General features: G+C 68.8%; 12 protein-coding genes. 5 read left to right on the top strand and 7 right to left on the bottom strand.

Features of this window, described 5'->3' with window-relative positions:
• Together GBZ26_RS30365 and GBZ26_RS20055 are read left to right on the top strand one after the other, a co-directional pair.
• Window positions 1-864 (top strand): hypothetical protein (locus GBZ26_RS30365; protein ID WP_247884854.1); only part of this gene is annotated, 864 nt, incomplete at its 5' end.
• 316 nt (window positions 865-1,180) lie between these two features.
• Window positions 1,181-2,194, top strand: a complete 1,014-nt coding sequence (locus tag GBZ26_RS20055) for a hypothetical protein (RefSeq protein ID WP_345772053.1) — start codon at window positions 1,181-1,183, stop codon at window positions 2,192-2,194.
• A gap of 33 nt (window positions 2,195-2,227) precedes the next feature.
• Here GBZ26_RS20055 and GBZ26_RS20050 read toward each other — a convergent pair whose 3' ends face one another.
• A complete protein-coding gene (locus GBZ26_RS20050; RefSeq protein ID WP_174440353.1) occupies window positions 2,228-3,598 on the bottom strand; it encodes an RsmB/NOP family class I SAM-dependent RNA methyltransferase in 1,371 nt (456 codons plus the stop codon).
• A 299-nt stretch (window positions 3,599-3,897) separates the two neighbouring features.
• Here GBZ26_RS20050 and mltA point away from each other — a divergent pair, with 299 nt between their 5' ends.
• Both mltA and GBZ26_RS20040 read left to right on the top strand, forming a co-directional pair.
• The gene (mltA, locus tag GBZ26_RS20045; RefSeq protein ID WP_246653923.1) at window positions 3,898-5,040 is read left to right on the top strand and encodes a murein transglycosylase A; all 1,143 of its coding nucleotides are present in this window, start codon (window positions 3,898-3,900) and stop codon (window positions 5,038-5,040) included.
• A 13-nt stretch (window positions 5,041-5,053) separates the two neighbouring features.
• The gene (locus GBZ26_RS20040; RefSeq protein ID WP_174440351.1) at window positions 5,054-5,572 is read left to right on the top strand and encodes a GNAT family N-acetyltransferase; all 519 of its coding nucleotides are present in this window, start codon (window positions 5,054-5,056) and stop codon (window positions 5,570-5,572) included.
• Between the two features lie 21 nt (window positions 5,573-5,593).
• On the opposite strand, the gene GBZ26_RS20035 is transcribed toward GBZ26_RS20040, so the two are convergent.
• The 6 genes from GBZ26_RS20035 to GBZ26_RS20010 all read right to left on the bottom strand — a co-directional run bounded on the left by GBZ26_RS20035 (window position 5,594) and on the right by GBZ26_RS20010 (window position 11,311).
• On the bottom strand, window positions 5,594-5,842 hold the full coding sequence (locus GBZ26_RS20035) for a DUF1272 domain-containing protein (protein ID WP_170295969.1): 249 nt from the start codon (window positions 5,840-5,842) through the stop codon (window positions 5,594-5,596).
• Between the two features lie 157 nt (window positions 5,843-5,999).
• On the bottom strand, window positions 6,000-7,949 hold the full coding sequence (locus tag GBZ26_RS20030) for a tetratricopeptide repeat protein (protein ID WP_174440350.1): 1,950 nt from the start codon (window positions 7,947-7,949) through the stop codon (window positions 6,000-6,002).
• 14 nt (window positions 7,950-7,963) lie between these two features.
• Entirely contained in the window at window positions 7,964-8,671 is a 708-nt protein-coding gene (locus GBZ26_RS20025) for a sugar phosphate nucleotidyltransferase (protein ID WP_246653924.1), read from the bottom strand.
• Between the two features lie 164 nt (window positions 8,672-8,835).
• Window positions 8,836-9,387, bottom strand: a complete 552-nt coding sequence (locus GBZ26_RS20020; protein WP_174440349.1) for a GNAT family N-acetyltransferase — start codon at window positions 9,385-9,387, stop codon at window positions 8,836-8,838.
• A gap of 29 nt (window positions 9,388-9,416) precedes the next feature.
• Window positions 9,417-10,175: an SDR family NAD(P)-dependent oxidoreductase gene (locus tag GBZ26_RS20015; protein ID WP_246653925.1), complete on the bottom strand. Its 759-nt coding sequence runs from the start codon at window positions 10,173-10,175 to the stop codon at window positions 9,417-9,419.
• Window positions 10,176-10,183: 8 nt separating this feature from the next.
• On the bottom strand, window positions 10,184-11,311 hold the full coding sequence (locus GBZ26_RS20010) for an aromatic ring-hydroxylating oxygenase subunit alpha (protein WP_174440347.1): 1,128 nt from the start codon (window positions 11,309-11,311) through the stop codon (window positions 10,184-10,186).
• Window positions 11,312-11,429: 118 nt separating this feature from the next.
• Here GBZ26_RS20010 and GBZ26_RS30885 point away from each other — a divergent pair.
• On the top strand, window positions 11,430-12,139 hold a 710-nt coding region (locus tag GBZ26_RS30885), incomplete at its 3' end, for a ketoacyl-ACP synthase III (RefSeq protein ID WP_174440346.1).

Raw genomic sequence — 12,139 nt, 5'->3', positions numbered from 1 at the left:
ACACTTTATCGTCTTTTTTCGTACGGACGCTGCACCTGCCAAGCGCTACAGAGAGTAGATGGTCGGCGGCGTCCGATGTATATAAGAGACGAAATAATTACTAAAAACACAAACTTTAACATTTTGTTATATATCTTCGCCCAACATTCCAAATCGAGAGCGGCCGGAACAATCCCGTTTTCCGGCTTGGCAAGCTCAACCATCGATCAATGGAGTTTTACAATGGCTCCGACAAGCGTCACATCACCCGCCGATGTTCCCGCATATTTCCGAACTGGATCGGCATCGCGCTCAACGAACACATCGACACCTTCCGTCGCCACGACGACCGTCCGAAATGGCGGAGCCAGCGACAGCGTAGATCTCAGCGCTCTGGCAACGGCCCTAAAAGGCAATGCCCTCACGATGTTCAACGAGGCGCTGGGCGACGAGGACCGTCGGAAACTGGACGACGCCGTGCGCGCCGGCACTCTGACCGGCGATGAGGTGGCTAAGGGCTTGACGACACGTCTGAAACGCATCGGCTTCGCGCAGTCCGGTGTCGATATCGCCACCGTCGATCTCGATTCGGAGGCCGCCAACCGCGCTCTCGGCGGAGCGGTGCTCCTTCAGCGCGGCCATCGCCGGTCCGACACGCCGACGCAGCCGGACAATTCCCCGATCCGCGTCGACAAACCTTCGGCATCGCCCTCCCCGGCGACGAGCAGGGATGCTCAGGCCAACGCCTACTTCCTCGCCATTGATGATGGTGGCGACGATGCATCAAAGAAGATCGCCGATCTCGGCATCAACCTAAGTCCGTTTGCCGCCTTCGGCGACGCGGTCCGTCGTCTGATTGGCAAGGGGGCCTTCGATTACCGGTAGGCTCACCTCTTTCGCTGCCAAGCCCCTCACAAATCCATCGCGCAGAATTTAAATAATAGCCTTCATTATCGTGCACTACAGAATATTCCACAATCACATTCCCAAATTTGAAATTATCTTTTTTTGCTCCTCCATGTTCATGCCCGAGAATGATGGGTAACGACGGTCAGGAAGCGGATCAATGACCAGCAGCTCAATCATTTCCTCTCTTCCCTTGTCCGCCACCGGATACTGGAAGCCTGTACAGTCCGGAATCGGCTCCTCCGGACATCAATCCTCAAGCATCGGAAGCGGCGAAAAGACGGATGCCGTGTCCGTGAGCAAGCTTGGGCAGGCCTTGAAGGGCGCCGCCGCCGATGTGTTCAAGCAACTCGACTCGAAGGCGCGCGGGATGCTGGAAGGACTTGTCAACTCCGGCAAGATCAGCGCCGAAGACGCCGTGACCGGGCTGAAATCGCTGGCGACCAAGGCGACCTTCAACCGCTACGTCTCCGAACGCCCCCGTGACGAGGAGGACAAGCAGCGGCTCGCCGACTCGGAGGCCGCCTGGCAGAAACTGCAGGCCTATGGGAGCCGGATGTCCGGCGCGCTGTCCGAGGTCGGGCGCAAGACCCAGGAGATTCAGGAAGCCCAGCAGCGCGGCGAAATCTCGATGGACGAGATGAACGAACGCCTGAAGCCGATCCAGGACGCGTTCAAGGGCGAGATCGCGGCGACCCGTGGCGCCTATGGAAAGCCGACCGACCAAACGGCCATTCTCAGCGACGCCAGCGGATTCACCAAGAACATGCAGGGCTTCAAATCCGCGCTGGCCTCCATGGGGGAGGACGCTGGCTTCGCGGATCTGTACGCGGCGGACGGCGAGGCCGCCGAACAGAAGCTTCAGGACCTCGGTTTCGACCGGAACGTCTTCGGCAACGCGTTCCAGAAATTTGCGGAAACCGTTGACATTCCCGGCGTCGGGCCCAAATCCGCCGCCCCGAAGGCCGACGACGCCGCTCCAACACCGGCGCCCGCCGCGGAAAGCAAGATTGCCACGGAGACGCCAGCCGTCACGAACAAGCCAGCCGCCGAAAGCCCATCGCCGCCGGATACCGTCAGCAAGCCGGCTTCGAGCGATCCTGGCAACGCGCAGGCGGCGCTGTCCATGCTCCAATCGGCGCTTGCGGCGGGCGCGTCGAAAGACGGAACCGGTGTCCTGGGCGCGGTTGCCGGAAACGCCAACGAAGGCCAGAACGCGGTCGCCAGCGGCCTGCTGGAAGCCCTGAAGGCCGGAGCGGGAAAGCCGCAAACCGGCAACGCGCAGGCCGGCGACACACCGCCCGCCTGACGCATCCCACCGGGGAAGGTTCCCCCGCCGATGTTACCCCTCCGAAGGCGCCGGATCAGCCTCGGCCATCTCGTCCACCTCCGCCGCGGCTTCCTCTTCCTCCGCCTTGCGCACCAACACGGCGGCGAAGAAGCCGTCGGTGTCGTGGCGGGCCGGGGTCAGGCGCAGGTACGGCCCCTCGGCGGGCGGCGTGCCCGCACCCTCCTCCGCCCAGACCTCGGCGACCGGCAGCACGGTGAAGTCGGGGTGGGTCTCCAGGAAGGAGGCGACCTGCTTCTCGTTCTCCTCCGGCAGCAGCGAGCAGGTGGCGTAGATCAGCCGCCCGCCGGGCTTCACCAGCCGGGCCGCGCTGTCCAGGATGTTCGCCTGGAGCGGCACCAACTCCGCCAGACCAGGGCCGAGCTGGCGCCAGCGGCTGTCGGGGTTGCGGCGCCAGGTGCCGGTGCCGCTGCACGGTGCGTCGACCAGAACGCGGTCGAACTTGCGCTTGTGCCGCTTCACCCAGGGGTCGCGCTCGCTGGACAGCGGGTGCGCCTCGATGTTGTGCAGCCCGGCGCGGCGGAACCGCTCGGCGGCGCGCTTCAGGCGCCCGGCCAGCACGTCGCAGGCGACGACGCGGCCCTTGTTCTTCATCAGCGCGGCGATGGCCAGCGTCTTGCCGCCGGCCCCGGCGCAGAAGTCCACCACCTGCTGCCCCGGCTTCGGCGCCACCGCGATCGCCACGAGCTGCGATCCCTCGTCCTGGATCTCGACCAGACCGTCCTTGAAGGCGTCCACGGTGCCCAGCGGCGGACGGCCCTGGACGCGCAGGCCCAGCGGTGACCACTGCGTCGGCTCCGCGGTGATGTGGGCGCGGGCCAGAGCCTTGATCGCGCTCTCGCGGTTGGCCTTCACCGGGTTGATGCGCAGGTCGAGCGGCGCGGAGTCCAGCAGCGTCCGCATCTCCACCGCGAAGCGGTCGCCCATGGCGGCGCGCATCGCCTCCTCGGCCCAGGGCGGGCACTCCACGGCCACGCTCTCCGGCATCTGCGGATGCTCCAGCGTGTGGGTGTCCAGCTCGTTGGCGAGTTTCGCCTCCTCCGGCGCCAGCGGGGCCGGGGCGAATTTGGTGGAGCCGAACAGCGCCTTCACCGTCGCGGCGGATTTGCCGTCGGCCAGGATCTCATTGGCGAGCGCGCGGGCGCGCGGGGTCGGCGGATGGCCCTGACGCTCCAGCCACCAGCACAGGCGGGCGTGCCGCCGCAGGATCGCGTAGGCCGTCTGCGCCACCGCGGTGCGGTCTTTCGACCCGATGTAACGGCGGGCGCGGAAATAGGCGCTCATCACCGCGTCGGCGGGGCGCGGGGTTTCGTCGATCTCGGTCAGCAGGTCGATGACCGCCTGAAGGCGGGCGGCGGGGGTCATGGGATGGTCCTCGGATAGATTCCCTGCTCGATAACCCGAGCGGGGGGGTGTTGTCATCCCCCGCGCACGCGCGGCAGCCTTTCGAGTCGCCGCCCGGGCGTCCGCCCTGTGACAAGACGGCCCCATCGAAACCATCCGCGCGAAGAGCGGTTGACCGCAATCCCATGAATGAGGCAAAAAAGGGGTAGTTGTTCTTGCGCCGGCTCTCTTGCGGGCGGCAAGTCCAGCGCTCCCTCTTCTTCGGCGTCTTCTTGAAATCTGGTGCGGGGTCCGCGATGGCGGCTGCGGTCGGCAGTGTCATGGCGCGTGCGATGGCGCGCGTCTCCACCCTTCTTGCGTTCGGCCTGTTGGCGGGCTGTGCGGGCGACGCGGCGACCGGAGGCGGGCCGGCGGGCAACGTCGCGGCGGCGTCCTGGCGTCCTGGGATGGAGAAGGTCTCCGCGGATTTCCGCGGCCTGCCGGGCTGGATCGACGACGACCACGCGCAGGCCCTGCCCGCTCTTCAGCGCACCTGCCGCTGGGTGGCGTCGCAGCCCGCCGGCAAGCCGCTCGGCCCCAACCCGGCCGCCGGCACCACCTCGGACTGGCGCCCGATCTGCGAGGCGTTGCGCGGCCTGCCCGACACCCAACCGGAAACCGCCCGCCGCTTCTTCGAGGACCACTTTACCCCCGTCGCCCTGTCCGAAGGGCAGGAAGGGCTGTTCACCGGCTATTACGAGGTCGAGCTGCGGGGCAGCTGGACCCGGACCGAGCGTTACAACGTCCCCCTCTACAAGGCGCCGAAGCGGACCAAGCGCGGCCTGCCCAGCCGCGCCCGCATCACCGACGGCGCGCTGAAGGGCAAGGGGCTGGAAATCCTGTGGGTGGACGATCCCATCGACGCCTTCTTCCTGGAAATCCAGGGGTCGGGCCGCGTGCGGATGAGCGACGGGTCGGTGGTCGCTCTGGGCTACGGCGGGCAGAACGGCCACCGCTACGTCCCCATCGGGCGGCACCTGATCGACATCGGCTACGCCACGCCGGAGCAGGTGACCATGCCGCTGATCCGCCGCTGGCTGACCGAGCATCCCGGCGAGGCCCGGCGGGTGATGAACATGAACCCGTCCTACGTCTTCTTCCAGCTTCGCCCCGATGTCGGTGCGCGCGGTGCACGCAACATGGAACTGACGGCGGGCCGCAGCCTCGCCGTGGACCCCGGCTACGTCCCGCTCGGCGTGCCGCTGTGGCTGGACGTGCGCGAGGCGCCCGTGCCGCGGGGCGAGATCAAGCGCCTCGTCGTCGCCCAGGACACCGGCGGCGCCATCAAGGGGGCCGTGCGCGGCGACCTGTTCTGGGGCCATGGGGCGGAGGCCGCGGAGGGTGCTGGTGTCATGAAGGCCAAGGGCCGCTACACGATGCTGGCGCCGCGCACCACCTCCTTCACGCTGGCCCAACGCCGCTGAGGTGCGGTCGCCGATGCTGGTTCGTCTGTCCGCGATGCCCAAACACGAGTCCGCCCTCGCCGCGCTGGAGGAGATCTTCTTCCTGTCCACGCTGCGCAGGGACTTCGCCTCGGCGGAGGAACGCGCGGCCTTCTTCCGCACCTGGACGGGCTGGTACGTGGAGCGGGCGCCGGACGATGTGTGGTTCGCCTTGGGTGATGACGGCACCGTCATCGGCTATCTGACCGGCTGCAAGGACAGCGCCGGCGCGGTGGACCTCGCCCGCACCATCCCGAAATACGACGTCTTCGCCGACCGCTTCGCCGCCTTTCCCGCCCATCTCCACGTCAACGTCCGGCCCGGCTTCCGTGATCATGGGATCGGGCGGGCGCTGGTGGACCGCTTCGCGGAGGACTGCCGCGCCGATGGCCTGCCCGGCCTGCATCTGGTGACCGGGGTGTTCGCGCGAAACGTGCCCTTCTATCAGCGCGCCGGTTTCACCGCGGCGACCCAGCGGGGGCCGCTGCTGTTCCTCGGTCGACGCCTGGGGTGAGCGCGGTTCAGAAGGCGGCCTTCAAAAGGCGGACGGGCACCCGCCGGCCTTGAGCACCCGCTGCGTGGAGGCCGGGTTGTTGGCCAACTTCGCCGCCGGGCGAACGGGCCGCCGCACCAGCTCTCCCCCGCAATTCGGACAATGCCCCTTCAACACCCCATCCCGGCAGTCGCCGCAGAAGGTGCATTCGAAGGAGCAGATGTAGGCATCGCGGGACTCCGGGGGCAAATCCCGGTCGCAGCATTCGCAGTTTGGCCTCAGCGCAAGCATGATGGGCATCGCCTTTCCATGGTTGCAGGATGATAGCAGCGGGGCGACGGCGGGGAAACCGGATGGCCGAAGTGGATATCGATAACGGGGTGAATCGCGGCGTCGCTCTCACCACGCCCCGCCTTGCGTACGCCCCCGAGCCCCGCAGCGGAAAGGATTAGAGAAGGCTTGCCGCGCGCCCTGCCAATGCCGCCGCGACCTCCTCCGTCACTCCAGCCCAGTCGCCGGGGCGGGGCTGGCGGAACAGGCGGGCGGTCGGGTACCAGGGGCTGTCCGAGCGGTCGAGCAGCCAGCGCCAATCCGGCGCGTGGGACAGCAACACCCACAGCGGGACACCCAGCGCCCCGGCCAGATGGGCGGGCGCGGTGCAGGAGGACACCACCAGGTCCAGCGACGCCATGATCGCCGCGCTGTCGGCGAAGTCGCGGATATCCGGCGCCAGATCGGTGAAGGAGGCCGGCATCGACCGCCGCGACAACTCGTCATGGCCGGGACCGAGTTGCAGCCCGAAGAAGCGGCAGCCCGGCACCGACAGCAGCGGGGACAGCACCGCCAGCCCCGGCGACCGCTCGCGATCACCGGCGAAATGCGGGTTGCCGGCCCAGACCAGCCCGACCTTGAGGCCGCCGCCGGCCAGCCGCTCCCGCCACGCCGCGGCGCGCGCCGGGTCGGCGGTCAGGTAGGGGACGGCGGCGGGAACGGTCTCCAGCCGGGTGGCGAAGGCCCGCGGCAGGCTGAGCAGCGGGCACTGCCAATCGAACGCCGGCAAGGGCTCGCCGCGCGCGAAGACCGCCTCCACCCCCGGCAGCCCGCGGAACAGGGGAACCAGATCGGCGCCGACCTCCAGAAACACGCGAGCGCCGCGGGCAGCCACCAAGGGGGCGTAGCGGACGAACTGGATGGCGTCGCCGCGGCCCTGCTCCTCATGCAGCAGGATGGTTTGACCGGCGATCTCCCCGCCGCTCCACAACGGCTGCGGCAGCCCGCGCGGTCTCGTCGGGAAATCGGCCACGCCCCAGCGCGCCTCGTAATCCTCCCAACCGCCGGGCAGGTCGCCGGCGAGAAGCCGCGCCAGCGAGCGGTTCCAGCGCGCCTCGGCGCTGGCCGGCTCAAGGCGGACGGCCCGATCGTGCAGGCGCAGCGAGGCGGCGATCTCCCGCCGGTCCCGCAGCCGGTTCGCCAGACCGCTCAGCGCACCGCGGTGATCCGGTTGAACGGCCAACGCCCGGTGGAGCGACACCAGGGAGCCGGGTTCGGACAGTGAGAGCGCATGCCAACCGTTCGCCGTGTCCGGACGCAGCCGCAGCAGACGGCGCAGCGTCCTCACGGCCTCCCCCTCCCCGCCCGCCTTGCGCCGGGCGGCGGCGAGAAGCTCCAGCGCGCCGTCGTTCGCCGGATCGAGCGCCAACGCGCCGCGCAGGGCCGCAACGGCGGCGCCCCACCGCCCCGCGTCATAATGGACGCGGCCGAGGTTGAGCCGGGCCGTCGCGTCTTCCGGCAGCAGGACCACGGCCTGCGCCAGCGCCGCCACCGTGTCAGGGTCCCTGATCCGCTGGAGCGCCACGCCGAGATGGTGCCACGCCTCCCCATGGTCGGGACGCAGTTGGACGGCGCGGCGCAGGGCGGACAGGGCCTCGCTTGTCCGTCCCGCGTAGCGCAGCAGAATTCCGGCCTGGGCCATCGGCTCGGCGAGGTCGGGCTGGATGACGGTTGTGCGGCGATAGGCCGCCAGGGCGAGCTCGCCCTGCCCCACCTGCCGCGCCGCTCCGGCCAGCGGAAAGGCGAGCGCCGCCGAATCGGGGCAAAGACGCAGGGCGGTCCGGTATTGCTCGGCCGCTGCGGCGGGGTTGCCGCGGGCCTGATGCAGCATGGCGAGGTTGGCGCGGTATTCGGGCTGGCCGGGGCGCAGCGTCACCGCCCGGCCCAGCAGGTCGGCGGCCTGCTCCAGCCGCCCACACTGGGCGCAGAGAAGGCCGTAGAGGTGGAGAGCGTTCGGCTCGTCCGGAACGGCGTCGAGAATGCGCCCGTAGAGGGCTTCCGCCTCTTCCGTCCGCCCGGCGGTGTGAAGGTCGAGCGCAATGGCCAGCGCCTCGTCCAGCGTCGCCACGGCGCCCGCCCCGCTCAGGTCTCGCGGCCGCCGATCACGCTGGCGGCGACCGCCAGACTTTCCGGCGTGCCCATGTCGATGAAGCGGGCCTTGGCGATGTGACCGTGCAGCGTGCCCGGCGGCATCTTGTGCAGCACGTCGCGGGTCAGCGAGCTGGCCCCGGAGGCCGCGATGCGGTCGAGGAAGGCCGCGGAGAAGAGATAGACACCGGCGTTGATGACCCCGCGCCCCGGCGCCTTGTCGAGGAACCGGCGGACGCGGCTGTCCGGCCCGACCTCGACCCGGCCGAAGCGGGCGGCGTCCTCCACCTCCACGCACAGGACCGACGCCTCCGCCCCTGACAGGCGGTACGAGGCGACGAAGGCGCGCAGGTCGGCGTCCAGGAAGGTGTCGCCGCTCATCACCAGGACGGTGCCGGCCTTCAGGTCCTTGCGGATGTAGGCGAGCGCCGCGGCGGAGCCCATCTGGCTCGGCTCGATCTGGCAGACGACGTCCAGCGAGCGGTTGGTGTCGCCCTGGGCCAGCCACGCCGTCACCCGGTCGGCCAGATGGCCCAGGCACAGCACCACCCGGCGCGCGCCGTAGGCGGCCAGATTATCCAGCAGATGTCCGAGAAAGGCGCGTCCCGCGATGGGCGCCAGCACCTTGGGCGTGTCGCCCGAGACGCCCCGCATGCGCGAGCCGAGACCACCAGCGAGCAGCGTGACGTCGATGTCCGTCAAGGCTTCCTCAGGCCGCACCGTGCTTCCCCTCATGCTCCCGGCGCCGCGGCGCCGCCCCCACACCCGCCGCATACCGCGTCGGCGGTGGATTGGTCAAACATTCGGTGGGGGTGACGGCGAACTTTCCCGGCCGACCGCCCAACGTAAGCCCCCAGCCGTCTGGACTATTCCGCGAAGGCGGCCAGCGTGGTTTCGCGCGGGAAGATATGGGGATGCCCCTCCCAATCGCTGCGCAGAGTCTCGAACACATGGACGTCGTGGAAACGGCCGTATTTGTGGACATGTTGACGCAGAACCCCGACCTCGCGCGCCTTCACAACCCTTTGGATGCGGATGACCGTGTCATTGCCCTCCATGAAATAGTTGAAGAGCTTGTTCATCCCCAATCCGTAGAAGCAATAGTCCATGATGAAGCAGTGCAGGAAGCCGGCGAGCCTCCGCCGGTCCTTCTCCTCCACGATGTACGAACCGGAGGAGCAGCGCAGATGCACCCGGTCGATGTCATAGTAGGAAAGATAGCCGACCGGGCGGCCCTCATGCTCGATGATGAAATGGCGGAAGTCCGCGCGGGCGTCCATCGCGGCCAGCCAAGCGCGCTGCCGCTCGACGTCCGGCTTCTCTAGATCGGTGAACATGAAACGGGTGATCGACGGTTCGGTGCGCCAGCGCAGCAGCATCTCGGCATCGTCGGCCATCGGACGGCGGAAGCGGAACATGAACCCTTACCCTTCGATCGCCTGCGGCGTCACGTCGCCAGATAGCCGCCGTCCACCGGCAGCATCACCCCGTTGATCCAGCCGCTGGCCGGCGACAGCAGGAAGGCGATGGCCGAGGCCACGTCCTCCGGCTTGCCGAAGCCCATGGGATGGGCGGCACGGATCGCCTCGAACTGCTCCGCCGTGGTGGTGCGGCGGAAGCGCTCCATCATCTCCGTATCGACCATCGCCGGGGCGACGCAGTTGACACGGATGCCGTCGCGCAGGAACTCCATGGCCAGCCCGCGGGTGGCCGAGACCAGCCCGCCCTTGGCCGCCGAATAGACCACGTTGCCCGGCTGCCCGATCTCCGCCGCGACGGAGGACACCAGCACCAGCGCCGCCGGCTCGGCGTGGCAGCCCTTCTGCCGCAGGCCGCGGGCCAGCGCCAGCGCGCTCAGCAGGTTGGCGTGGAGGATGCCGTCGAAGAAGGCGCGGTCGACTCCGCGCACCGGCTTGCCGATCTGCACCCCGGCGCAATGGGCCAGACCGGCGACGGGACCGCCGGCCTCCGCCTGCACCTTGACCCAACCGGGGATGGCGTCGCTGTCCGACAGGTCGAAGGCGGCCGTCCGGTGTCCCTCCCCCGGCAACAGCGCCAGCGTCTCGGCCAGCCGCCCGGCGTCGCGCCCGTTGAGCGTGACCCGCGCGCCGAGCCTTGCAGCCAGCAGAGCGGTCGCCCGCCCGATCCCGGCCGATGCGCCGGTGACTAGGACGTGCCGCCCGGTGAGTTCGACCAGCGGACTCATGACTTCGCTCATTCCGCGGCCATGCGGGCGAGCCACGCCCGGTGGAAGGCGGCGATGCGCTCCTCGCAGGAGCCGAGGACGGCCGGTGCCTGGACCTGCTTCAGCCCCTTGTGGGTGGCTTCGGCCACGCGCTGGTCCTCGCCCAGGATGGTGCGGTTGAAGCCGGCGACGTTGGCCTCCACCGCCTTGCGCGCGGCCCCGCCCTTGGTCTGCGGCTTGGACGTCTCGCCCAGGAACAGGCGGTAATGCAGCTCGCAGCGGTCCGGCCCGACGGGGTCGTAGGTCTGGACGCTCATCAGCGCGCCGTGGGAGACGCCGATGGCGAGGTTGGGGAAGATCAGATAATGGTCGTAGCTTTCCAGCCGGTCGCTGCGCGGCAGCCCCATCTTCTGGCTCACTCCATCCCACCAGCGCGCCGAGCCGTCGGACAGCTGGCTGACGCCCCGCGAATGCTCGCCCTCGTAGGAGCAGATCCACACCTTCTTGACGTAGCCCTTGAAGGTCTCGGGGTGGGTGGCGTCGACGTGGTAGACCTCCAGCGCGCTTTCCAGCGCCGCCTTCCAGTTGGCGCTCCAGGGCAGCACGCCCTCGTCGATGCGGTCGGTGAACAGATCCGACAGATGGTCGAGGACGGCGCCATAGGCGCCCAACTGCTCGTCCAGCCCCGGCCCGACCGGCTCCAGCCGGACGAAGACGAAGCGGCCGCGCACCGCCACCTCGAACCGCCGCAGGGCGAGGCGCTTCTTCGCCGCGTCGTCCAGGCCGAAATGCTCGCGGTTGCCGGGGATGCCGACCGGAACGCCGTCACGGTTGAAGACCCAGCCGTGATAGGGGCAGACCGGCTTGCCGTTGCCGCAGGGCCGCAGATGGATCAGCGAATAGCGGTGCGTGCAGACGTTGTGATAGGCCCGCAGCTCGCCGTCGAAGTTCTGGACCAGAACCGAGGTGCCGGCGATGTCGGCGGTGATGAAGTCGTTGTCGTTGCGCAGGTCGTCCGTAAATCCAACGAACATCCAGCAACGGCGGAAGACTCGTGCCGCCTCCTCGGCGTGATTGGCCTCGCCGGAGTAACGCTGGGGCGGGATCACCATGTCGGGCGGGAACGAAAGCCGGCTTTGCTGACCCCGGTCATCCATGGCTGATTCCATTTATCGGTTCGTTAATCATTCGACCCTAGCGTTCTTTCGGTTAATAGTCTCCGAATTCGCTCGAGTCCAGGACGGACGAAAAAGCGGCGGAGAGAGGGAGCAGCCGGTGAAGGCCATCATCGAGGGCGTGCGCATCGCGGGATTCCGGGCCGCCGTGCCGCCGCACCGCCATTCCTTCCTGGAGGACCATTCCCTCTTCACGGCGGAGGAGGCGGAAAAGCTGTTCGCCACCACCGGCGTCTACGAGCGGCGCATCGCCCCGCCGCACATCTGCGCGTCGGACATGTGCGTCGCGGCGGCGGAGGGGCTGCTCGCCCAGCTCGGCTGGGACCCGGCCAGCATCGACGTTCTGGTCTTCGTGTCGCAGGACCCCGACTACAACGTGCCGGCGACCTCCTGCGTCATGCAGAAGCGGCTGGGGCTGTCCACGGGGGCGGCCTGCTTCGACGTCAATCTGGGCTGCTCCGGCTTCGTCTACGGGCTGTGGATGGCCGGGCGACTGCTCGGCGGGTCGACGGGCCGGCGGGCCATCGTGCTGTGCGGCGACACCAGTTCGCGCCACCTCGTGCCGGGCGACCGCTCCACCCTGCCGCTGTTCGGCGACGCGGGCGGGGCCGTGGCGCTGGAGGTCAGCCAGGGGGCGACGCCGATCCACGTCGTCGTCGGCACCGACGGCGGCGGGGCCAAAAACATCTGGGTCAAGGCCGGCGGGCGCCGCAACTCGCTGGTGCCCGGACGCGAGCCCTGGCCGGCGGAGAAGCAGGAGCGGATGTTCACCGACTCGCGCCTGTCGCTGAACGGGGCCGAGGTCTTCGC

Origin of the sequence: Azospirillum formosense (assembly GCF_013340925.1) — a bacterium.
GTDB classification, from domain to species: Bacteria; Pseudomonadota; Alphaproteobacteria; order Azospirillales; family Azospirillaceae; genus Azospirillum; species Azospirillum formosense.
This window is presented reverse-complemented; position numbering and strand designations above follow the sequence as displayed.